The sequence below is a fragment of the Salinicola salarius genome (assembly GCF_002179555.1).
GTDB lineage: Bacteria > Pseudomonadota > Gammaproteobacteria > Pseudomonadales > Halomonadaceae > Salinicola > Salinicola salarius_A.
The window spans coordinates 21572-44121 of record NZ_NHOU01000019.1; the positions used below are offsets into that span (position 1 = coordinate 21572).

16 protein-coding genes and 1 pseudogene are annotated in these 22550 nt (G+C 61.4%); 7 read left to right on the top strand and 10 right to left on the bottom strand.

Translation table 11 applies throughout. The features are described from left to right. Positions 1–45 precede the first annotated feature (45 nt). From CCD76_RS13760 to CCD76_RS13790, 7 genes are all read right to left on the bottom strand, one after another. Positions 46–537, bottom strand: coding sequence for a hypothetical protein (locus CCD76_RS13760; RefSeq protein WP_087720026.1), 492 nt, complete (start codon positions 535–537; stop codon positions 46–48). Further along, on the bottom strand, positions 537–3503 hold the full coding sequence (gene fdhF / locus CCD76_RS13765; protein ID WP_087720027.1) for a formate dehydrogenase subunit alpha: 2967 nt from the start codon (positions 3501–3503) through the stop codon (positions 537–539). The genes CCD76_RS13760 and fdhF overlap by 1 nt, the downstream gene beginning before the upstream one ends. Positions 3504–3791: 288 nt before the next feature. Further along, entirely contained in the window at positions 3792–4274 is a 483-nt protein-coding gene (locus CCD76_RS19805; RefSeq protein ID WP_143543294.1) for a hypothetical protein, read from the bottom strand. Between the two features lie 195 nt (positions 4275–4469). Then, entirely contained in the window at positions 4470–5738 is a 1269-nt protein-coding gene (locus CCD76_RS13775; protein WP_087720029.1) for a cytochrome P450, read from the bottom strand. 13 nt (positions 5739–5751) lie between these two features. Beyond that, positions 5752–7542: a thiamine pyrophosphate-requiring protein gene (locus CCD76_RS13780; protein ID WP_087720030.1), complete on the bottom strand. Its 1791-nt coding sequence runs from the start codon at positions 7540–7542 to the stop codon at positions 5752–5754. A 111-nt stretch (positions 7543–7653) separates the two neighbouring features. After that, positions 7654–8484, bottom strand: a complete 831-nt coding sequence (locus tag CCD76_RS13785; protein WP_087720031.1) for a Crp/Fnr family transcriptional regulator — start codon at positions 8482–8484, stop codon at positions 7654–7656. Positions 8485–8829: 345 nt separating this feature from the next. Then, positions 8830–9183: a general stress protein gene (locus CCD76_RS13790; protein ID WP_087720032.1), complete on the bottom strand. Its 354-nt coding sequence runs from the start codon at positions 9181–9183 to the stop codon at positions 8830–8832. A gap of 431 nt (positions 9184–9614) precedes the next feature. Here CCD76_RS13790 and CCD76_RS13795 point away from each other — a divergent pair, with 431 nt between their 5' ends. From CCD76_RS13795 to CCD76_RS13820, 4 genes and pseudogenes are all read left to right on the top strand, one after another. Beyond that, entirely contained in the window at positions 9615–10124 is a 510-nt protein-coding gene (locus tag CCD76_RS13795; RefSeq protein WP_087720033.1) for a DUF892 family protein, read from the top strand. A gap of 52 nt (positions 10125–10176) precedes the next feature. Next, positions 10177–11812 (top strand): annotated as a pseudogene (locus CCD76_RS13805) (alpha-amylase family glycosyl hydrolase). A 255-nt stretch (positions 11813–12067) separates the two neighbouring features. Continuing rightward, the gene (locus CCD76_RS13810; RefSeq protein ID WP_218777038.1) at positions 12068–13711 is read left to right on the top strand and encodes an alpha-glucosidase; all 1644 of its coding nucleotides are present in this window, start codon (positions 12068–12070) and stop codon (positions 13709–13711) included. A gap of 984 nt (positions 13712–14695) precedes the next feature. After that, positions 14696–15895 (top strand): glycosyltransferase, encoded by a 1200-nt coding sequence (locus tag CCD76_RS13820; protein ID WP_143543295.1) that lies wholly within the window; start codon positions 14696–14698, stop codon positions 15893–15895. Here the strand turns inward: CCD76_RS13820 and CCD76_RS13825 are convergent. After that, complete coding sequence (locus tag CCD76_RS13825) at positions 15886–16761, bottom strand: glycosyltransferase family 2 protein (RefSeq protein WP_087720038.1); 876 nt, start codon at positions 16759–16761, stop codon at positions 15886–15888. The two genes, CCD76_RS13820 and CCD76_RS13825, sit on opposite strands and share 10 nt — an antisense overlap. Beyond that, positions 16758–18863 carry an HAD-IIB family hydrolase gene (locus CCD76_RS13830; protein WP_087720039.1) on the bottom strand — a complete coding sequence of 702 codons (2106 nt, stop codon included), beginning with the start codon at positions 18861–18863 and terminating at the stop codon, positions 16758–16760. Before CCD76_RS13830 ends, CCD76_RS13825 begins: the two co-directional genes overlap by 4 nt. Before the next feature lie 39 nt (positions 18864–18902). Between CCD76_RS13830 and CCD76_RS13835 the strand changes: the two genes are divergently transcribed. The 3 genes from CCD76_RS13835 (at position 18903) to CCD76_RS13845 (ending at position 21872) form a co-directional block, all read left to right on the top strand. Continuing rightward, positions 18903–19979: a glycosyltransferase family 4 protein gene (locus CCD76_RS13835; protein ID WP_087720040.1), complete on the top strand. Its 1077-nt coding sequence runs from the start codon at positions 18903–18905 to the stop codon at positions 19977–19979. A gap of 175 nt (positions 19980–20154) precedes the next feature. Further along, positions 20155–20769 carry a hypothetical protein gene (locus CCD76_RS13840; RefSeq protein WP_087720041.1) on the top strand — a complete coding sequence of 205 codons (615 nt, stop codon included), beginning with the start codon at positions 20155–20157 and terminating at the stop codon, positions 20767–20769. A 374-nt stretch (positions 20770–21143) separates the two neighbouring features. Beyond that, a complete protein-coding gene (locus CCD76_RS13845) occupies positions 21144–21872 on the top strand; it encodes a Crp/Fnr family transcriptional regulator (RefSeq protein ID WP_087720042.1) in 729 nt (242 codons plus the stop codon). Positions 21873–22060: 188 nt separating this feature from the next. Here the strand turns inward: CCD76_RS13845 and CCD76_RS13850 are convergent, their stop codons facing one another. Continuing rightward, positions 22061–22471 carry a carboxymuconolactone decarboxylase family protein gene (locus CCD76_RS13850; protein WP_087720043.1) on the bottom strand — a complete coding sequence of 137 codons (411 nt, stop codon included), beginning with the start codon at positions 22469–22471 and terminating at the stop codon, positions 22061–22063. Positions 22472–22550 lie beyond the last annotated feature (79 nt).

A 22550-nucleotide genomic window follows, 5' to 3' on the forward strand; every position in this document is an offset into this window, starting at 1 on the left:
TTACCCTTTCAGGAGCGGCGCATCGGCCGCCTATTGATCGGTCGCCTATTGAAAGTCGCTGGGCTTGCCCGTGCGGTCGGAAACCGGCCGTTCGACATCGCGATCCAGACGCTCGGTGAATGTCTTCAGCCCGCCGATCAAGGGCGTCAGCGCGTGCCACAGCTCTTCGTCCTTGAGCAGACGGAAGGCGCCGCTGAAGCCGGGCGCCTTGTCGTGTTCACGCTCCGAGCGAACCTCCGTCTCCATGGCGACGAACGCATCCCGCGCGGCGTAGACCGTCTTGTGGAACTGCCCGGGCGGAATGCTGGAAAGCGCGATCAGTAGTGAAGAGAGGTTCTGAATGGCATTCAGCGACCCCTCGCGGCTGAGCGCGTTGGTGAGTATCTGCGCCAGCTGGGTATTGCTGCGGACCAGATCGTTGGCAAAGCGCAGGAAGCCATGCTCGTGTAGGCCCTCAAGTAGGCGTTCCCACTCCTGCTGGGCACTGGGATCGAGATCGCCGTTGGGCGGTGGCGTGTAGTCGATACGTTCTGCCATCAGCTCTTCTCCGGATGCGATTGGTGTTGCGGTGGCTGACGATAGTCCTCCTGCATCCACTTGACCTCGACCGGGACGCCGTCGATCGGCGTGCGGTGGCCGTAGCGAAAGTTGTTGCGGGGGAGGGGCGGTTCGCCTTTCTCTCGGGGCAGCGGTTCCAGCCTGACCGCGGTTTCCTTGTAGGCCGGCGTGTCGACATCAGGGTCGTGGTGTTCGCCCGTCAGCAGGTTCAGGCCCGGCTTGCCCTGGTGAATCGGCATGAACAGCGTATGGCCGCTTACCCGATCGGTGACGCAGACCTTCACCTCCAGGCTGCCGCGTCGGGACGAGACGCGGACCCAGCTACCGTCTTCGAGATCCATCTCGCGGGCCGTGTCCTCGCCGACCTCGACGAACCACTCGGGCACCTGCTCCAGGGTGCCTACCGTCTGGCCGCTCTGGTTCATGCTCTGGAAGTGCTCCAGCAGGCGGCCGTTATCGAGCATGAACGGGTAGTCGTCGTCGTTGGATTCCGCCGGCGGCCGCCACTCCACCACGTAGAGCTTGGCCTTGCCGTCATCCTGCGGGAAGGAGTCGCGGAAAAGGTAGGGAGAGTCGGTGCCATCGGCGTCGACCGGCCACAGCAGGGAGTTCCAGCCGGCCAGGCGTTCATAGGTGACGCCGGCAAAGAGCGGCGAGATGGACGCGCACTCGGCCATGATGTCGGAAGGGTGGCTGTAATCCCAGTCATAGCCCATCCGGTTGGCCAGCTCGGTCAGTATCTGCCAGTCGGGGCGGCTGTCTCCCAGGGGTGGCATGACTTCATAGAAGCGCTGGATGCGGCGCTCGGTGTTGACGAAGGTGCCTTCCTTTTCGACGCTGGGGCAGGCCGGCAGCACCACATCGGCGAACTGCGCCGTGCGGCTGACGAACATGTCCTGGACGACGAGAAAATCGAGATTGCTGAAGGCCTCGTGAACGTTGTTGGTATCGGCGTCCGAGAAGGCCGTCTCCTCGCCCATCACGTACATCGCCTTGAGCTCGCCCTTGTCGGCCGCCTGCACCATCAGGAAGTTGCCTTCGCCCACCTCGCCGGGGAGCGTCTCCTTGTCGACGCCCCAGCCTTTGGCCCAGCGCTCGCGCACTGCGTCGTCGGTGACCGAGTCGTAGCCGGGATAGGTGTTGCGCAGGCAGCCGAAGTCGCTCGCGCCCTGCACGTTGTTGTGGCCGCGCATGGGGTAGCCGCCGGTGCCGGGACGGCCATAGTTACCGGTGGTCAGCAGCAGGTTGGCGAAGGCCGAGCTAGTGTCCGTGCCATGGACGTGCTGGGTGATGCCCATTGCCCAGACGATGCAGAGCCGTTCGGCGCGGCCGACGGTTTCCGCCAGTTCGGTCAGCGTCTCCAGCGAGAGCCCGGTGACCTCGGCGGCGAATTCGAGCGTATAGGGTTCGAGCGATCGGCGGAATTCGTCCACGCCGGAGACGCGCCGTTCCAGAAAGTCGAGATCGGCATAGCCGTGATCGAACTGATAGCGCGTGATCGCCAGGACCCAGGCGAGATCGGTCCCGGCGCGCGGCTGCAGGAAGCGGTCGGCGCGGTCTGCCATCTCGTGTTTGCGGGTGTCGACGACGATATGCTTCTGATTGCCCTGCTTGTGCGCCGACTTCAGGCGCGAGGCGATGACCGGGTGGCTCTCGGCGGTGTTGCTGCCCACCATGATCACCACATCGGCCAGCTGCAGGTCCTCGACCCGGCCGGCATCCGCGCCGTAGCCCGTGGTGCGCTTGAGGCCGGTGGAGGCGGGGCTCTGGCAGTAGCGCGACGAATTGTCGATGTTGTTGGTGCCGATGATTTGTCGGGCCAGCTTTTGCGCCAGGTAGGCCTCTTCGTTGCTGGCCTTGCTGGAGCCGATGATGCCGACGCTGTCCGAGCCATAGGTGTCGCGCACCTCGAGCAGCCGGCGTGCCACCAGGTCCAGCGCCTCTTCCCAGCTCGCTTCGCGAAAGGCGCCGTTTTCGCGGATCAGTGGCTTCTTCAGGCGCCGGTCCGAATTGACGAAGTCCCAGGCGAACTTGCCCTTGATGCAGGTCGATATCCCGTTGACCGGCGCGTCTTCCACCGGCTGGATCTTGAGAATGTGACGGTCTCGCGTCCACATCTCGAAGGAGCAGCCCACGCCGCAATAGGTGCAGACGGTCTTGGTGCGCTTGATTTCCGGCTGGCGCCATTCCATGTCCATGACCGAAACGCCGGTGATCAGCTGGGCACCGGTGGTCTTCTCGACCTGCTTGGTCAGATCGATCATCGAGCGCTTGAGCTGCTTGGGCATGAACGTGAACGGGCCGGTGTTTTCGTGCATGCTGTTTTCCAGCAGGGCGTTACACGGGCAGACCGTGACGCAGTGACCGCAGTGGACGCAGCTCGATTCGTCGATCAGCTCGCCGCCATCCCACAGCACCCGCGGGTTCTCCATGCTGTAATCGATCGACAGCGTCTCGTTGACCTCGATGTTCTGACACGCTTCGACACAGCGACCGCAGAGAATGCACTGATCGGGATCGTAGGTGTAGAACGGGCTGGAAGTGTCTTTTTGGTAGGGTTTGCGCTGGTAGTCGTAGCGCTGGATGTCGATTCCCATATCGGCGACCGTGTTATGCAAGGTGCAGTCGCCGTTGTTGTTCTCGCATACCGTGCAATAGAGTTCGTGCTTCGACAGCAGGCGATCCATCCCCTCTTCTCGGGCGGCTCTTGCCTTCGAAGAGTCGGTGTGAATCGTCATGCCCGCTTCGCTCTTCACGGCACAACTACGCTTGAGTTCACCGTCGATCTCCACCCAGCAGGTATCGCAAGTCTGAATAGGGCCCAGCGTCTTCAGGTAACAGACATGGGGAATGTCGATGTCGTTTTGTTCGAGGAAATCGACGAGAGAGACGCCCGACTCTCCGGTCAGCGTCTCGTCGTTGACATATAGCTTGCACTGCGCCATTGCTCGTCCACCCGGTCACGGTCGTTTAGCACTTTTGTAGGATGAGGAGGCGCTGAATCAATGAGCGGGCGGCGTAAAGCGCAAGGTGTACGGATAAAACGCAAGGTGTGCGGAGCGCAGGAACCGATGTCTATAGGAGACAGGCGAGGGTTCCGATCGAACTGGCGCCCCGGCATCACGCACGCAGCCATTGCCCGCAGGCATTGATTCAGTGCTTCCTTAGCTACGCTCAGCCTAGTCAGGATTCACCGATAGGCTAGGGTGCGAACGATCGAACATTGATCTGGGTTAAGACGTCGACTGGGTCTCGCTGTCGGCGTGAGACTCGCTGTAATCCAGGAAGAGATCGCCTGGTGATTCGATGATATCCAGATGCGGGTAGAGGCCGAGAACACGAAAGGCTCTATCGAGAGTGGAAAGGCGCGTACTGATCTCGCTATCGAAAAAATTGTTCATGCTGGAGAGCGTCAATCCCATGGCGCCGGCGAAATCGTCCCGCGACCAGCCTTTGTCGATGAGACCGTTCGAGATGGCCACTTTCAAGCGAATGCTGATGGAAGGATACCAGATGTGTCTTGCCTCATCCGTCACCACGCTGTGAGGAATATGCTCTGACGTGGCGAGACAATCTTTGATGATTGCGCTCAGGTTTTTAACGGTCAATTGAGACAGGTCTTCGAGACATTTCGATGTAGCAACGAACTTGGGAAACTCTCGGCATAATGCGATATAGCCAGCTTTGTCTTTTGATACTTGGATGGCATATTTCATGAAAGCTCTATCAAAAGAGATTGGCTAATTGGCGAAATTTAATGATAGTTTCAGATCATGAGATAACCATAACATGGATTAGTTTTGCTAATGGATGGCAAAAGGGAGCACATGTGCTCGAAAGCACGCCAGGACAGTACCCGCCGCTTTCGCGCCTGAGGCGCCTGGGGCATCGTCGTTGGCGGGTATCGGACTTCAGTCGATGCGGTCGACTCGGTCAATGACGAGCCCACTACGCGGATTGGCGGGCATGCGGGTCAGAGCTATCGAAAGGTCCTGGTCCGGGACGCGATAGCGTAATTGATGCGCGAACTTGTCGAGGGTCAAGTCCATCAGCGCCAGCGTGATCCACTCCCCGGGGCAGCGGTGTCCGGTGGCGTACTCGCCGCCGCCTTGCGGGATCGTGGCGAAGCGATGGCAGTCTTCGCTTTCCTGCTCGAAGCGCTCCGGCAGGAATCGATCGGGTTCGTCCCAGCGGTTGGGGTCGTGGTTGGTGCCGTAAAGGTCCAGCACGACTTGCCAGCCGTGATGGAAACGGTAGTCACGCCAGACGAAATCCTGCCTGACTCGCGCGACCAGGAAGGGAAAGAAGGGATAGTAGCGCCGAACCTCCTCGATGAAGCCACGGCGATAGGCGCTCCTTTCAGCCGTCTGCTGCAGCTTTGCGAGGCTGTCGGGATGCTCATGCATCGCCAGCACGGTGAAGACCATATAGCGCGCGACGGCCACGATCGGGCGGATCAGATTGAGAAGCTCGACGGCCACGATACGGCTGGGGAGTCGTGCGCCAGTCTCGTCCCGGAAGTCGGCAAAGGCGGGCAGGGGGAGAGCGGGATCGACCGATTCGGGGCGGCGCCGATAGTCGTCGATCATCGACATCAAGGTGTTTTCGGTCTGGTGGCGGGCGCGACGGGCTTTCCAGTGCTTGGGGCCGACGCTGCCTCCACCCTCTATCATCAGCACGAGACTTTGCGTCAACCCCGCCACATGCTTCTCTTTCAGTGCGATACCGCACCAGTCGCAGGCGGCGCGACAGAGCATTTGGTGGAACTCGTCCAGCAAAACGAGAGACGCACCGGATTGCCAGTGGGGCATTCGCGCCTGCCAGGACTGCTCGACGAGATGGAGCAGGTCGTCGATTCGCGCCTGGGACATGAAGGCGAGAAACATCGCCTTGCGGCGCCGATGGGATTCGCCCTCGAGCCCCTGGATGCCGCCGACGCCAAAGAGCGTCTTCTGCATTCGCTTGGGAGCCGCCTGCTCTCGGGTCAGGCGATCCTGGTCGTAGAACAGCCGGGCGGCTTCCTCGCCCCGCAGGAACAGGGTCTTCTGCAACATGAGCCGGGAACGGAATACATCGCTACCCAGCCGATCGCACTGCGATCCGATATAGCCGTACCCTTCCTGAATCAACGCGAGCGTACAGTCCCGGTTTGCCCGGGGAGCTTCCTGGTAGCGGCTCATTCATGCATCCCGATCAAGGTGTCTTGGCGATGAAGCTTTTCGAGAACTGTTTGACCGATGCCTTGATGGTATCCAGGGCATCCGGGTCGCCGTGCAGCAGCGCCGACATGTAGGCCTTTGCCTGCTCCTTGGCGATATGGGGCGGGATGGGCGGAATGTCCGGGTCGGTATGAAAATCGAGCACCGTTGGCCGGTCGCTGCCGAGTGCCTGGTCCCAGGCATCGCCGATCTGCTCCGGCGTCGTCACCTCGATCCCGACCAGTCCCAGCGACGCGGCGTAGCGGGCGTAGGAGAACGCCGGCAGATCCTGCGAGGCTTCGTATTTGGGGTCGCCGTCCTGCACGCGCATCTCCCAGGTCACCTGGTTGAGATCGCGATTGTTGAGCACGACCACGATGAGCCGTGGATCGTCCCAGCGGTGCCAGTACTTGCTGACCGTGATCAGTTCCGCGTTGCCGTTCATCTGCATGGCACCGTCGCCGACGAAAGCGATCGAGACCCGATCGGGAAAGGCGAATTTTGCCGCGATCGCGTAGGGCACCGCGTTGCCCATGGTTGCCAGGCCACCCGATACCGAGCCTCGCATCCCTTCGCGAAAACGAAGGTCGCGGGCGTACCAGTTGGCTGCCGAGCCGGAGTCACAGGTTAGCAGGCAACGGTCGGGCAGGCGTTCGGAAGCTTCCCAGAACACGCGTTGCGGATTGATGGGGTCGGCGTCGCTCATGGCGCGTTTTTCCAGCAGCTTCCACCATTCGGCGACGGCGGACTCGATGGAGCGCTGCCAGTGGCGGTCGGTCTTGCGTTTGAGCAGCGGCAGTAGCGCCTGGAGCGTGCTCACGCTATCACCGTTGAGATTGACCTCCATCGGGTAGCGCATCCCGAGCATGCGGGGTTCGATATCGATCTGTACCCCGCGAGCCTGACCTTCCTTCGGCAGGAATTCCGAATAGGGGAAGCTCGAGCCGATCATCAGCAAGGTGTCGCATTCGGACATCAGGATCCAGCTGGGGTTGGTGCCCAGCAGGCCGATGGATCCGGTGACATAGGGCAGGTCGTCCGGCAGTACGTCTCGCCCCAGAAGGGCCTTGGCAACGCCGGCACCGAGCAGGCCGGCGACTTCCTCGAGTTCCCGCTCCGCGCCTCTGGCCCCGGCGCCCACGAGAATGGCAACCCGCTTGCCCGCGTTCAGCACCTCTGCCGCCTGGGCGAGTGCCCGAGCGTCAGGCATGATGCTGGCCGAGGTGTAGCCAATCCCGGAATGTACGGTGCCATGGGCATGCGCGGGTACTTCGACGGCCTGCTGGGACTGCAGGTCGTTGGGCACGATGATGGCAGTGACGGTACGCTCGCCGTGGGCGATGCGCACGGCGCGATCGATCAGATGACGAACCTGCCCCGGGCTTGTCGCCATGTGCACGTAATCGCCGGCGACATCCTTGAACAGCGATACCAGATCCACCTCCTGCTGGTATTCGCCGCCGAGCGCCGTCCTGGCCTGCTGTCCGACGATGGCAACCACCGGCACGTGATCCTTCTTTGCATCGTAGAGCCCATTGAGCAGATGGATCGCTCCAGGGCCCGAGGTCGCCATGCAGATACCGACTTCGCCGGTAAACTTGGCGTGCCCGCAAGCCATGAAGGCAGCCATTTCCTCGTGCCTTGGCTGAATGAAGTCGATCGCCCCTTCGGCACGGTTCAACGCGCCCATGAGCCCGTTATTGCCGTCACCGGAGTAGCCAAATATCCGGGTGATGCCCCATGCCTGTAGCCGACCGATGATGAAATCGCTGACTTGTTCTGCCATTGAGGCCTCCTTTATCCACTGCGCTACCGGTTCTTCCTGAACCGTGAATGTGCGATGACCAGTCAGGCCAGTGTCGATAAAACGGTCAAATCGGTGGGATTGGCTATTGGATCAATGCGATTTGGATGCTGTGGCGGCGCGTTGCCTGGCGCGACTGCAGCTATGCAGATAGGCCGTATTGAAACCGGCTAACGCCAATAGTGCCGGGTAATCGAGAAGCCGAATATTGCGTGAATCCTTATCCCGAGTTAATAGACCCTTGGCTTCGAGCTGGCTCAGACAACGACACACATGTACGTTGGTCATGCCCAATAGATCACCGATGACCTGCTGGGATAGGGGGATGGTCAGATCCCTCATCTCTGAGCGCGAAAAGTTGAGACGCGCATGCAGTTCGAGCACGAAATAGGCGAGCCGTGTCGTTGCGTCATGACTGATCAGATTGTTGAGTCGATCCGCCATGATGTTGCATTGGTGCATGGTGGCCGCGAGCATGGCATGCACCAGGCTGTGGTCTTTCTGCATCACCTGATCGAGTTGGGACTTGTGCATCGGGATGACCAGGCCGTCGGTCAACATGATGACCTCGTCGAAACGACCACCAGCGTGATAGTCCCGCAGGCCGACGATGTCGCCTGGCAGGTAGAGATCGATGATCTGGCGCTTGCCTTCTTCGGTGACACGACAGGAGCACGCCCAACCATCCTGAATCGCCAACAGATATCTGTTATTCAGGTTGTGATTCTTGATCACGCTTCCCTTTTTGAAGCGACGGGGTGCCTGCTGTAGCTCAGCCAGCGTTTCGCGGTTGCTGATCGACAGTGGTGCGTGGTGAGAGAAGATTTCGAAATAGAGTGAATAGTCATGCCATAGCTGGGAGTTCGCCGAGACTCGTCGGGAAAGCTTGGATGGTCGGCCAGTCACTTCGACTAGTGAAGACATAGTGATCTACCTCGGCAAATGTTCTGTCAGATGGTCCGGCAAATTGGCTTGAAAGCCTTTCTACGAGAATCGTTTTGGCCGCATTGGCCTGACATTGAAAGCGCTTTGCAAAAGGCTTTTATTACAAACTGCCTGGCACGGCTGTTCGATGTTGGCTTTGCATCCTGGCGGAATTGTTGACGAAAACCGATCATTCACCGCACGTAAAGGAGCAGGCTGACGGGGCGTTATCCGCGTTGTTTACCGCACCCGTCATGGAGCCTGTCCTTCGACTCTGGATCATCGAAAAGGTGCTTTTTTCAAGGCAGCGCCCTGAAGCGCTGCTTTTTTCGCTATCAACAAGGCTCAATGGCCCTGACTTTTACCGCCCTTGTGGCCAGCCTCGGAGGCCTTCTTCGGATCGTTCTTGAAGTTGCCGGAACTCTCCTGACCGCCCTTGTGACCAGCTTCGGCAGCTCTTTCAGGATCGTTCTTGAAATTACCGGAACTCTCCTGACCACCCTTGTGGCCAGCTTCGGCAGCTCTTTCGGGGTCATTCTTGAAATTACCGGAACTCTCTTGGCCACCCTTGTGGCCAGCTTCTGCAGCCTTCTCGGGATCGTTCTTGAAGTTGCCGGAACTTTCCTGGCCGCCTTTATGACCGGCTTCCGAAGCCTTTTCACGATCATTCTGAAAATTACCGGGATTACGGTTAGTCATTTCAGATTCTCCCTTTCCTTAGGTTCGGTACAAATGATGGCCCGTCGCCATCAGTACTCAAGATAGTGGAATCTCGTAGTTGGTCGAGCCAATCAGGTTTTTAAATGTTATTAAATGAAATTAGGAAATGGTGTTTTTTATTGCGCCTAGTTGGGCTTGGTTTTTTGTTAAAATAAGCCTTTGTTTTTAAAGTGTTTTTAAGTCTAACTGCTTAATATAAACCATGTTAATTGTTAATTTTGTGTTGGCTTTGATAAAAGAAAATAAAGGATGTTTGCTATGGTTGGGGAAGGGGTGAAGGGAGGAGGGGGTTAACTTATGTTTATGTTAACGGATTACATAACTATTCATGGAATCTAGGTTCATTGTTATCCCTTGATCTGTAAAATCCTGTCGGTAAGGAAGCGATACCAATAAGGAAAGGTGACCGGATGCGAAAGATGCGGGAATGTATCGATAGCTGGTTACGCGACGCGCACGCCATGGAGCGGGAATCCAGCGCTTTCCTCGGTGCCCGGCTTGGACGAATCGTGCATTACCCTAGTCTACACGATCTGCTTGAGGCGCACCTGCACGAGACCAACTGTCAAGTCGAACGGCTGGAAGATTTCATCGCACAGCGCTCGAGGGATGCCGGACCTTGGAAGCACCTCCGAGCCCGACTTCAAGGCGAGGCGCGCAGCGCATCGTTGAGTCTATGCGGCGATGAAGTCATCGAGACTGTGATTGCGCTCGTCACCCAAAAGCAAATGGAAATAGCGAGCTATCAAATACTGGCCGCGGCAGCGGAAGAAGCATCGGACGAAGAGGTAGCCGAGTTGTGCCAGACGCTATGTCAACAAGAGCACATGCTGGTCAGCCGTGTTCAGCAGCAGGTACCTGAGCTCATCCATCTATATCTGCTGCGCGAGCGCATCAAAGGGGTTCCTTCGAAACGCTGACACTTGGTGAGGACTCGGATCATGCATTGGACGCAGAGAGATTGGAGTGAGGATGAAATCTAGGCCCTGGTGGCGAGATCCCATCGTCAATCGTCGTGCTTCGCTCCACGATGCCGCTGGCGAACCGAAAATCGACTGGTGGGGCAGCGCGGTCATCTATCAATTGTCCCCCTGGAGCTTCCAGGACAGTAACGACGACGGTATCGGTGACCTGCAAGGCATCATCCAGCGTCTGGACTACATCGGCTCGCTGGGCGTGGATGCGATCTGGTTGACGCCGGTGTTCGTCTCGCCGATGGACGATTTCGGCTACGACGTGACCGGCGAACGCGAGATCGCGCCGTTGTTCGGCACCCGGGAGGATTTCACCCGGCTGGTCGAATCCCAAGGCGGACTGGTACGTCTGGGCCGATCCTGCAGAAGACGGTGGCCCGCCCAACAACTGGCGCTCTTCGTTTTCCGGCGAGTCCGCCTGGCACTATGACGAAACGCGCCAGCAGTACTACTACGCCAACTTTCTCGCCAGCCAGCCGGATCTGAACTGGTTCAACGATGATATGCGGGATGCGGTACTCGACACGGCCCGCTACTGGCTGGAGGCCGGCATCGATGGGATGCGTCTGGATGCGGTCAATTTCTTCTGTCATCACCCCGAACTACGAGACAATCCGCCACGAGAAGAAGGGTCCGGGGTGCCCGACGGCGTCTCGATGGACAATCCGCTGGCGGAACAGCTGCTGGTCAACAGTTTCTGCCGGCCGGAAACACTGGAACGGCTCGCCCCGCTGCGCGAACTGGTCGATGAGTATCCCGGCGTGGTGCTGCTGGGGGAGGTGATCGAGGCCGAAGACTCCATCCAGCTCGCCGCCGAGTACACCGCGGGCGATCGTCGTCTGCACCTGGCCTATCACGGCGCCTTGCTGTTCGAGGAGCGGATGCGGGCCGGCCGGCTGCGTGAGGTGGTGAGCCGAGCGCTGGATGCGTTCGGCGAGGAGGGCGTCTGCTGGATCGTCGGCAATCACGACTTCGGGCGGCTGCGTTCCCAGTGGGCCGCTGCCGACGAGGATTACCCGCCCGCATTCTACCGCATGATGGCGACGCTGCTGCTGATACTGCCCGGCTCGTTCTGTCTCTGGCAGGGGGATGAGCTCGGCCTGGAAGAGGCGAGGATTCCCGAAGACATTCCCCCCGAGAAGCTCAAGGACCCGTTCGGTCGCACCATGTACCCCACGCTCAAGGGGCGCGATGGCTCGCGCACGCCGATGCCTTGGGGCGACGGTGACGTCAACGCGGGCTTCAGTCGCGCGGAACCATGGTTGCCCCTACCGGCGGCGCACTATCAGCGGAGCGTCGCGAGACAACAGTCCGATCCGGATTCGATGCTCAACCACTGGCGCTGTCTGCTGCGTTGGCGCACGTTGCAGCCCGCGCTCAAGGCTGGCAGGACCACCATACTGACGTACGACGATCCGCTATTCGGCCTGCTGCGAGAATCGCAGGAGCAGCGCCTGCTCTGCCTGTTCAACGTCTCCGATCGAGCGATCGACGTGGATCTCGAACCGTTCGGCAACCTGCGCCCGGTGGAAGGGGTGGGCCACGCGGCCGGCCTGGAGGCCTCCTGCCGATTGGGTCCCTGGGGCGTGCTCCTGGCCGACCTGGTCGACCCCGCGCCAACCCGGAACGGTTGAAAAAGCCGCTGAAAGCACTGCTGCAGGAACTGCTGGAAAGCACTGCTGAAAGACTCGTTGAAATAGTCGCTGAAAGAACCGTTGAGAGAACGCTCGAGAACCGCCGAACACGGCGCGAACGACCGCGTCGCCGATCGAGCCTGCGGCCGACCGGCGACATTGCCGGTCTTCTATGCCGGCCGGTCTTCTATGCCGGCCGGTCTTCTACGCTAAGACGACCTGCGCATGAGGATGACCCACCGAGGAGCCCCCACGATGACCCGAGATTGGCGCAACGATGCCGCGATCTACCAGATCTATCCGCGCAGCTTCATGGATGCCAACGACGACGGTATCGGCGATCTCGACGGCATTCGCCAGCGGCTGCCGTATATCGCCGCGCTGGGCGTGGATGCCATCTGGATCAGCCCGTTCGTCCGCTCGCCGATGGAAGATTTTGGCTACGACGTCAGCGACTACTGTGCCATCGAGCCGATGTTCGGCGATATGGCGAGCTTCGAGGCGCTGGTGACGGAAGCCCACGACGCCGGGCTCAAGGTGCTGATGGATCAGGTCTGGAATCACACCTCCGATCAGCATCCCTGGTTCCAGGAGAGCCGCTCGAGTCGCGACAATCCCAAGGCTGACTGGTATGTCTGGGCGGAGCCGGCCGAGGACGGCGGCCCGCCCAACAACTGGCGGGCCACTTTCGGCGGCGAGGCCTGGGCCTTCGATGAGCAGCGCCGCCAGTACTACCTTCACAACTTTCTCGCCTCGCAGCCCGATCTCAACTGGTACAACCCCGACGTGCGCGCCGCTGTGCTGGAGACGGGGCGCTTCTGGCTGGAGCGCGGCGTCGACGGCTTTCGGCTCGACGTGGTCAACTTCTACGCTCACGATCGCACCCTGGCCGACAACCCGCCCCGTCCGTCGGATGCGCCAAGACCGGCCGGCGCGGGAGCTACCGACCCCTACTTCGATACCATCAACGCCGGCACGGTCAGCCGCCCCGAGACGCTGGAGATGCTGCCCGAGCTGCGCACGCTGGCGGACGAGTATCCCGGTACGCTGCTGCTGGGGGAGATATCCTCCACCGAGGATTCGATCGCCGATGCGGCGGCGTACGTCGAGGAGGGACGGCTGCATCTCGCTTACAACGCCTCGCTGGTGACCGATAGACCGTTCACCGCCGAGACCCTGCATACGCTGCTGTCGCGCTGCCTGGCGCTGTTCCCTCACAACCGGCTGTGCTGGACGTTCGGCACCCATGACTTCCCCCGGCTCAAGGGGCGCTGGTCCGGGCACGGGCAGTTCGACGAGGGGCTCGAGCGGCGCCTCGATGGGCTGCTGGCCGCGCTGCTGGTCGGGCTGCCCGGCGCCTGCTGCATCTACCAGGGCGACGAGCTGGGGCTGACCCAGGCGCAACTGACCTTCGAGCAGCTGCGCGACCCTTACGGCATCGCCAACTACCCCAACATCCTGGGACGAGATGGCTGCCGCACGCCGATGCCCTGGACCGACGACCTTCCCAACGGCGGCTTTACCCGAGCGCGCAGCGCCTGGTTGCCGATGCCTGCCGAACATCTCGCGCTGGCCGTTCAACGTCAGGATGCCGATGACGCTTCGCTGCTCAACGAATACCGCCGCCTGTTGAAGTGGCGAAAGGCGACGCCGGCGCTGCGCGGTGGAGAGACGACGCTGTTCGATGTTCAGGACAACGTGCTGACGTTCGAACGCGGGGAAGGGGAGGCCAAGGTCCTCTGCGTCTACAACTTCTCGGCCGACACCGTGACGCTGCAGCTGTCGCCCTTCTCGGCGCGAACGACCGGCTACCATCTGGGCGAAACGTCTTCATCCGAGGCGCTGATCCAGGAAGGGCAGTTGCGTCTGCCGCCATTCGGCGTTGCTTTCCTGTTCTGAACGCAAAGCCGCTGTTCTGAGCGCAAAGCCGCGGTGGACGGACGCCGACCCGACCTACAGGGCAGAACGTCGCGATCGGGGGCGGCGGGTGTCGCCGGCGCGGTTTTCCTCGAGCGAACGCAGCAGTGCGCCCAGACCTTCGGGGGTCTGGATTCGCGCCGGGCACTGGTCTTGACCCGCATGGTCTGCAGCCAGTCGATGGTGAAGCCGTGCCGCTTCAACGTGCCGACGAGCTTGACGTCCTCATGAGCGACCAGCGGCGCGAACCCGCCCACGGCGAGATAGGCGGCGACGCTGACGCCAAGGTTGGCGCCGTGGATATGGCGCCCGCCCGGGACGGTCCGCCGCTGGGCCAGGTAGCGGCGGCGAAGTTCGTGGGAGAGATTTGTCCAGCCGAGCAGGTGGACACCGCCGCAGACGGCATCGGCTCATCCATGAGAATAGTCGCTATTGGACCCTCATTCGCTGAGCTTCATTCACTGAGTGGGAACCGGCAGCACCACGCACCGCACACCACGCATGGCGTATCGAGCCGGTCGCGACAGCCCGGTGAAGGTTCGGTGAACGCCGGGATGATTCTCTCCAGAACATGACGTTCTCCGGAACACGACGCTTTTCGAAACTCGACGCTCTAGGAGATGGCGGTTCCTGCTACGCATTCTGAAGCTAGCTGAAGAGAAGGGTGGCGCGAACAACTCGGATCAGGAGGCAGTCCGAACGGTGCGCTTATTTATCTGGGTTAATCCGAGCGCCTGTTTCACGAACGAATATCGGCTTTTGGGACCAGATGGGTCGAGTTTTATCGGGCCTGGCTTTCGTATCGAGGGATCATCGGCAACAGCAGCGGGTGGCGATGGTTCGTAATGATGGCCCGTGGCGATGGCTCGTAATGATGGCTCAGGACGATGGCAGGCGTGGCGAGGCCAGAACCGCCAGGGAAATGGCGCCACCGGGCGTGGAATCCTCTTCGACAAGGAATGTGTCATGAAAAAACCGGTCAGCTTTTTCGTTCACCACCAGGGCCGAGGCCATGCGCGGAGAACCATGGCGATCATCCGCGAGTTTTCCCCGGATCGGCCGGTCAGCGTCATGACCGCCGACCCGTCGCTGTTCGATGGTTTCGAGCGCGAGATCGACATGGTCGAGCTGCCCGACATGATCGGCGCCGATGTCCCGACGCAGGCCCTGTTCGAGCAGCCGACGCCCTCGGTCATGCACTGCGTGCCGATGGGGGTGGTCGAGATGCGACAGACCATGCGCCGGATCATCGATCATCTCGATGACATCGACGCCGGGCTGTTCGTCATCGATGTCTCGGCGGAACTGGCGCTGCTGTCCCGTATCGCCAGCATTCCGGCGGTCAAGATTCGCATGCATGGCGATCGCAACGATCCGGGGCATCATGGGGCCTACGAAGCCTGTGTCGGCATGCTGGCCCCTTATGACGAACGTCTCGAGCAGGCCGACTATCCCGACGCGCTGCGCAGGAAGACCTTCTACAGCGGCGGGCTCTGTACCACGGCGCCCCAGGTGCCGAGCCGGGAGGAAGCGCGCCAGCGGCTGGGGCTGGACCCGGAACGGGAGATCGTCGTGGCGCTGACCGGCGGCGGCGGTTCGGGAACGCCTTACGCCCCGTTGACGGTGGCGGCGCGGGCGGCGCCCGAGACGCTGTTTCTGACCATCGGGCCGCTGCTCCTGGAGGGCCACGAGACCGATTTCGCCAACCTGGTCAACTGTGGCTGGGTCGACAACGTGGTGGATTACCTGGCTGCCAGCGACATCGTGCTGGCCTCTGCGGGCGACAACACGGTGCATGAGATCGCGATGCTGGAAAGGCCATATATCGTCGCGCCGGAATGGCGCTACTTCGGCGAGCAGACCCGCAAGGCCGAGCGGCTGGCCGAGCTGGGCGCGGCGGTCGACATGCCGGTATGGCCGGCCGACTTCGCCGGCTGGCAGTCGATTCTCGGGCAGGCGCGAGCTCTGGATATCAGCCGGCTCAGCGAGCTCTACGCGGCCGATGCCGCCCGTCGCGCTGCACAGTGGCTCGAGCGCTGCGTCGACCGGCTGTGGGAGGGAACCACGACGGGGCAGCCGGCTAACGAAGCCAATGAAAGTTTTCCCGATCGCGTCACTTCCCTGGATGATAGGCGCTCGGTTGCCAGCGAGAGGTATCAGCCGTAGCGCGCGCTGGCCGGCAGACGCGCGGCGGCGATTTCCTGTTCGCCAGGGCGGCGCAGCACCTCGATGCGATCGGCGGAGGGCGACCAGTCGATCGCACCGGCTTCGCTAAACTGCCCTAGCCAGTAATCCATGCACCAACGCTGCCAGCGTCGATGGAAGCGCCGGGCGTTGGCAATGATGGCGTCGAAGTGGGGCCAGGGCGGGGCATACAGCGGATGATGCTGGTGCCACGCCAACGCGCCTCCGACCCAGTGGAAGGACACCTCGGCCGCCGCCAGCCGCCAGGCGTAGTCGGTCTCCTCGCCGCCGTAGCCGACGTATTCCTCGTCCATGCCGCCGGCTCGCAGATGATCCTCGCGCATCAGCGCAAACGAGAGTCCCCACAGGTTGCCGGGGTCCGGCTCGGGACGAATCTCGTCGGCCTCGATGGCCGGTCGCGCCGGGTGCCGCTCGCCCAGTCTCGCCAGACGCTCCCGGTCCAGCGTGCCATCGGCCCGACGGCGTACGGCATCGGCCGGCAGGTAGTGCACTTCCCCCAGGTAAAGCGCCGAGCGTTGGCGCAGGGCGTGATGATAGCGCTCGATCAATGTCGGGGAGGCGATGCAGTCGACATCGAGAAACACCAGCGCCTCGAAGCGAGCCGCGGCCACTGCCGCATTGCGCGCCCGCGCCAGGGGCAGCGCATCGCCCTCCACCATGACGTGCCTGACGGGAAACTGCGTGGCGGGCAGGTTCGTCTCGGGTTCGGGCTGCATCCAGGCGATGACCAGCTCATCCGGGCGATGATGCTGGGCGTCGAGGCTCAGCATCAGATTGACCAGATGTTCGCGGCGGTGCCGAACCAGCGTCAGTGCGCTCAGCTTCATGAGGCGAGATCTCCCGGCGCGTGACGCCGCTGAAAATGCCTGACCCCTTCGATGATGCCGAGGGCGTGCGTGGCGCCGGCGGCATAGGCGTGCTTCATGCCCGGCGCGTCGAGCAGGCCGTCGCTGTGGTTGGCGACCACGATCGAACACGGGGACGAGCGCAGCATGTCGAGATCGTTACCGGAGTCGCCGGCGACATAGAGCGACTGGCGGTCGATCTTCAGGCGCTGGCGTACGTGTTCGACCGCTAGCCCCTTGGACGCATCGACCGGCAGGATATCGACGTAGCGCCCATGGCTGTGAATGACCGTCGATGCCAGGCCTTGGGCCTGCAGATGCGCCTGGATATCGGCGACGAGGCCGGGATCGCCGTCGCTGAAATAGCTCAACTTGTGCCGACGCTGCTCCAGCGCGCCCTGCGGCGTCAGTCCCGGGAAATCGAGCAGTGCCTGTTGAATCGCCTCCTGCTGCCAGCAGCGATCGATCTGCTCCGACCATTCATGGTCCTGGTAATAGGTCACGCCGTTGGCATCCAGGTAGTGAATCTCGGAGCCAACCGACGAGATGATCAACTGCGGATAGTGGATGCCGGCCTGCTCCAGAATCGACAGGGCGCTATGGAAGCTGCGCCCGGTGGCGACTCCGAACCCCAGCCGGAATTGCGTCCGATACCAGGCGTTGAAGGCGCGAATGCCGGCCGAGGAGCCAGTCAGCGTGTTGTCGATGTCGCAGACCAGCAGCGCCCTCGGCGCCGGCACCTTTGCCAGTGGCTTCGACGGCGAGTGCGACCGGCAGAGCCGCGTGAGCAGGTCATGGTAGCGCTGCGTGTGGCGCTGCCAATCGAACGCCTTGATCGCTTCCCGGCCGTTGCGGGCCATGCGAAGCCAGCGTGGACGGTCCTCGACCAGGGCAAGCGTCTGTTCGGCAATCTGCTCGGTATGGCGTGGGTTGACCAGAATGCCGTTGCCGCACTGCTCGATGATGTCGTTGGGGCCGCCGCTGTCCGTGGCGATCAGCGGAAGGCCCGCCGCGGAAGCTTCCAGCAGGGTCAGGCCGAACGGCTCGTTGAGTGCCGGATTGACGAACACACCGCCGCGTTCGCGGGCCCAGGCGTAGAAGGCCGGCACGTCCTCGGGGGCGTGATGCCGCGGATACGCGACCTGCCCGTAGAGATCGTAGTCGTCGATCAGCTCCAGCAGTTCTCGCAGGTTGTCGGCGAGTTCGGGTTCCAGCGCATCGATGCGATCACGGACACCGGCGACGATCACCAGGTTGGCCTTTTCGCGCAGTGCCTCGTTCTCTCCGAAGGCTCGTAGCAGGGCCGCCAGGTTCTTGCGCGTGACCGGCCGCGCGATGGCCAGGATGGCCGGCTTGTCGGGATCGTGCAGGAACTGGCCCAGCATCGTCTCTACCGCGGGAGTGGACGTGGCTCCGGTGAAATCGGCCAGGTGACTGCCGGGCGCGATCACCCGAATGCGGCCGGCGTCGTAGTGCAGGTAGTCGGCGTACTGCACCTCGGCTTCGTCGCGGGAGCTGGCGATGATCAGCGAGGCCTTGCTGATGGCGCGCTCTTCGAACGCGATGCGCCGCTGCAGCACGCGCTGTGTCTCGATGTCGATCCCCTTGCCGTCATCGGCCAGGCATTTAAGCTTGCCGCGTCCCAGGGAGTGGGCGGTGAACACGAACGGAAGGCGATGACGGGCGCCAATTGCCGCGGCGACTTCACCCGCGTCGGCGTAGTGGGCGTGCAGGGCGTCCGGCGGGGCCGGCAGCGTTGCCAGCCAGCGTTCGAAGGCCTCGATGAACGAGGGCAGCTCCTGCCACAGCTGCTCCTTGGGGAGATAGCCGGAGTGCTCGGTCGGCAGCCGAACCAGCGTCACCTTGGGGCCGACGGTTTCGCTCGAGCAGCGGTAGTCCAGCTCGCTGAAGTCGCAGTCGAAAGCGCGAGTGACCAGGGTGATGCGCTCGATCGCCGGATCCTGCGCCGAGGCCTCGACCAGTTCCAGCAGATAGCGAATATGGCCGCCGGTGTCGGCCGTGATGCCATACTCGACATCGCTGCCACGCAGGCAGCCCTGCAGTGCCACATGTACGATATGCATGATGAAATCCTTTTCACCTGAACAGGGAATGTTCTTGCCATGGCCTTCGAAGCGCGATTACGCATCGCTCAGGTCGCCCCGGTCATTTTTCCGGTGCCGCCGGTGGATAACGGCGGCACCGAACGCATCGTCCACGATCTGACCGAGGCGTTGGTGGCGATGAACCATGATGTGACCCTCCTGGCCCCATCGGACAGTCATACCAGCGCGCGTCATCTTAAGACGTCACCGAGCCTGAGCGAGTGGCAACGGCGCCGGAGCAACGTGCCGCCGGGCGTCCCCGGCGTTCTGGAATCGCTGGTGCTCGAACAGCTGCGCCAGCATCTGGACGAGTTCGACGTCATCCACTGTCACGGCGAGTTCTGTCACGCCGCGGTGCTGGGTGATCGGCGTCGCCACAGCTTGACCACCATCCATTGGCGGGTGGACGAACTGGATCGCCAGCTTTTCTTCGCGGGCTTCCCCGATTTGCCCGTAGCGGCGATCTCCCGCGCGCAGGGCGCCGCGATTCCGGAGTCGAACCGTCAAGGAACGGTCTACCACGGTCTCGATCCGGCGCGCTTTAACGTAGGTAAGGGGGAAGGAGGTTATCTGGCTTTCATCGGCCGGATGACCGATCAGAAGCGTCCGGATCGCGCCATCGAGGTGGCGCGGGCCAGCGGCCATGCATTGCGCCTGGCGGGCGATATCGATGTCGGCAATCCGCTGTGGTTCGAGCGGCATGTGCTGCCGCAGCTCGACGAGGACATTCGACACATCGGCCCGGTCAATGATCGCCAGAAGCAACGGTTGCTCGGCGATGCCAGGGCGCTGCTGTTTCCGATCGATTGGCCGGAGCCCTTCGGTCTGGTCATGATCGAGGCGATGGTCTGCGGGACGCCGGTGATCGCCTGGCGCAACGGCGCCGTCGAGGAGATCATCGAGGAGGGCGTCAGTGGTTTCGTCGTCGATTCCCACGACGAAGCCGTGGAGGCGGTGAAGCGGCTGCCCGAGCTGGACCGCCGCCGCGTTCGCGAGGCATTCATGGCACGGTTTACCGCCATGCGGATGGCGCAGGATTACGTGCAGCTCTACCGTCGTCTGCTGGCGGGAGATGACGTCAGGGAAGCTGGCTGAAGCCGAACGATGTTCGGCCGGGCGCGCTGATGAGCGGGCCACCGGCGATCCCGGCGGGCTGCCCGACGGGTTGCGATCGCGGTGACCCGTTGTCGCACCGGTGGGCATGGCTTGTTTCGACGTCCACTTGCTATGATGCCGCTCTCGACGGGAAGGCTGAGGAGAGTAGACAAGCATGCTGAGCGTATTGATGTACCTGCTGATTTTCCTGGGCGTCGCGATCTCCGTCTATCAGGTCTACGACATCTATTACGCCCAGAACTTCGAGGATGACGAGCGCCGTACGCTTGACGACAGCCCGCTTGGCCAGCTGTCGCGACAGGCAGAGCAGTATGCGGCAACGGGCGAGTCCAAGGGGTTGCTGGATCTCGTCGGCCGGCTGTTCGGCGCGCGTTTCGACAAACGCCTTGCGCTTTCTGCGGCTTCCCGCCCCGATGCATCGCAGTACTTGGCGGCGTTGCTGCGCCGCCAGCGTCGGATTGTCTCCAATGGCCAGGTTCGCGTGCGTCATCCGCTCTCCTGGCAGACCAACCCGCCCGTCAGCGACAGTCGTCCGGTGCTGTTGTCGCTGGTGCTGATCAATTGCCTGGTGGTGATGTTCTTCGGCGGGCTCAGCCTCTACACGATTGCCTATCAGGTGCCGGTGGCGTCGCTGGCCTGGATGAACAGCGAATGGATTCTGATGTTGCTCATCTACGCCGTGATCGCCATGACGCATGGTATTTCCCGGCTCGACGCCTACCTGCACGATCTCTATCTGATCGGCACCTTGAATCGCACGGTGGGGTAGCGGTCTTTTCGATGCTCGGCGAGCCTGACCCTCGCTCGTCGGCTTTCCGTACATACTCTGGCGGCCAGTCGATGAGGGGCGTCTTTGGGCGGCCCGATTCCTGAGTTGTTATTGATTAATGTATCGGAAGGTATCTCGTTTCAAAAATATAACCCCACGTACCCTTCACTCTTGAATGGTACTGAATCGCTGTCGGGTAGTACTGAGTCACTGTTGGTTAGTACTGAAATTGTCGAACAGTGGTGAAGAAAGCCTCCCAGTTGACGCCTCGAACAATCCCATTGCCGGATTTACCCTGCCTATCTAACCGGTGTTATGTAACTCCCTTCGCTAACATGCTGTCATGCTTGAAAAATTTAAGAAGGCACGAGTGAATGGGTCAGCAGGAAGGCTGTATTGCCCACCATTTCAGTCGCTACGCAACACTTTCTGAAAATGACCGTCGTCAGCTCGACGCACTGGAAGGTACTGCGATTGATGCCACCAAGGGACAGGTGATTTGGCACGAGGGCGACCTTGTGCGTGATTTCTGCGCACTGCGACGAGGGTGGGCTTTTTCGTTTCGCTACATGGAGGATGGCACGCGGCACATCCTCGACATATTTCTACCCGGCGATATCATCGGTTTACATGAATTCTCGTTCAAGTATCGGCTCTCCAGCGTTGCCATGCTGGAAGACGGCGAGATTCGAACCATCGCCAACCGCCAATTGCTGGACCTGTTTCGTGAATCATCGAGTCTCATGTCGGTCTGCTTTGCGGTCTGTTCCTATCGGCAGGCCGTGCTGAGCGAGCGATTGGTGCATCTCTCGCGTCGCAGTGCTCGCCAGCGTGTGGCCTATTTGCTGCTCAAGATATTCTGCCGCCTGCAATATAACGATGACCATCCGGGCGAGTGCTTTCGCTTGCCGTTGTCCCAACAGCAGCTTGCCGATGCGCTCGGTCTGTCGCCGGTCCATGTCAGCCGGACGTTGACGGCATTCCGCCAAGAAGGAGTGATCAAGCTCGCCCGAGGCTGGGTGACCGTGCTCGACAAGCCGGCGTTGGCCAGCGAGGGCCACGTGGTGGGGTGCCTGCACGATCGCGTCGCTCACATTGCCTGACCGGTTCTTTTATCTGCAGGCTGCGGCTTCGGGGCGACGTGCGGGATAAGGGGTGAAATAGGGGGGGAAGTGGAAAAACGATGCATGAGCGTTTGGCAATGAAGGCCAAAAGTCGAACGCCAGACGCCAAAAACTCGCTCCCGTAATTGACGAGAGCGAGCCGAGATGAAACTTGGCGTGGAGTCTTGCTAGACCGCTGCGCGGCGCATGGCGCGGCTCAGTGCGCTGGTCATTTCAATCGCCATGGTCAGATCCGCCAGTTCCCGCGGCGAGAAGGCATTCAGCGCCAGCTTGCGGGTGGTCGGATTGGCGGGACGAAAGTGGGTGAAGGACTCACACCAGGCCAGTGCGGCTTTTTCGCGCTCGTCGAACTCGTCGGACTCCGCCCAAGCGGCCAGCGCCTGCAGCTTGCTGGGAGAGATACCCAGTGCTTCGGCCTGCTCGCGACGGAAATGCGTGCAGCTCAGGCAACCGTTGATCTGCGAAGCGCGCAACTCGGCCAGGCAGCGAATGGACGGATCCAGTGAGCAGGCGTGCAGTGATCTCGCTGATTTATCGATGTTTTTAACGTCGATCGTTTGCCACTTGTTAGCGTTCATCTCGGTCTCCTGAATTCAGGTGTCATGCGATTAAACGACTATCGTTCTCAAGTTTCCACAGCCTTGATTGGAATGTTTA

Coding starts and splice junctions, on each gene's coding strand:
- CCD76_RS13775 (WP_087720029.1), bottom strand. CDS start 5,738: ATGAGCCGCTACCAGGAAGCTCCCCGGGCAAACCGGGACTGTACGCTC.
- CCD76_RS13795 (WP_087720033.1), top strand. CDS start 9,615: ATGCGAAAGATGCGGGAATGTATCGATAGCTGGTTACGCGACGCGCAC.
- CCD76_RS19805 (WP_143543294.1), bottom strand. CDS start 4,274: ATGAAATATGCCATCCAAGTATCAAAAGACAAAGCTGGCTATATCGCA.
- CCD76_RS13850 (WP_087720043.1), bottom strand. CDS start 22,471: ATGAACGCTAACAAGTGGCAAACGATCGACGTTAAAAACATCGATAAA.
- CCD76_RS13845 (WP_087720042.1), top strand. CDS start 21,144: ATGGGTCAGCAGGAAGGCTGTATTGCCCACCATTTCAGTCGCTACGCA.
- CCD76_RS13830 (WP_087720039.1), bottom strand. CDS start 18,863: ATGCATATCGTACATGTGGCACTGCAGGGCTGCCTGCGTGGCAGCGAT.
- CCD76_RS13785 (WP_087720031.1), bottom strand. CDS start 8,484: ATGTCTTCACTAGTCGAAGTGACTGGCCGACCATCCAAGCTTTCCCGA.
- CCD76_RS13840 (WP_087720041.1), top strand. CDS start 20,155: ATGCTGAGCGTATTGATGTACCTGCTGATTTTCCTGGGCGTCGCGATC.
- CCD76_RS13825 (WP_087720038.1), bottom strand. CDS start 16,761: ATGAAGCTGAGCGCACTGACGCTGGTTCGGCACCGCCGCGAACATCTG.
- CCD76_RS13835 (WP_087720040.1), top strand. CDS start 18,903: ATGGCCTTCGAAGCGCGATTACGCATCGCTCAGGTCGCCCCGGTCATT.
- fdhF (WP_087720027.1), bottom strand. CDS start 3,503: ATGGCGCAGTGCAAGCTATATGTCAACGACGAGACGCTGACCGGAGAG.
- CCD76_RS13790 (WP_087720032.1), bottom strand. CDS start 9,183: ATGACTAACCGTAATCCCGGTAATTTTCAGAATGATCGTGAAAAGGCT.
- CCD76_RS13810 (WP_218777038.1), top strand. CDS start 12,068: ATGACCCGAGATTGGCGCAACGATGCCGCGATCTACCAGATCTATCCG.
- CCD76_RS13820 (WP_143543295.1), top strand. CDS start 14,696: ATGAAAAAACCGGTCAGCTTTTTCGTTCACCACCAGGGCCGAGGCCAT.
- CCD76_RS13760 (WP_087720026.1), bottom strand. CDS start 537: ATGGCAGAACGTATCGACTACACGCCACCGCCCAACGGCGATCTCGAT.
- CCD76_RS13780 (WP_087720030.1), bottom strand. CDS start 7,542: ATGGCAGAACAAGTCAGCGATTTCATCATCGGTCGGCTACAGGCATGG.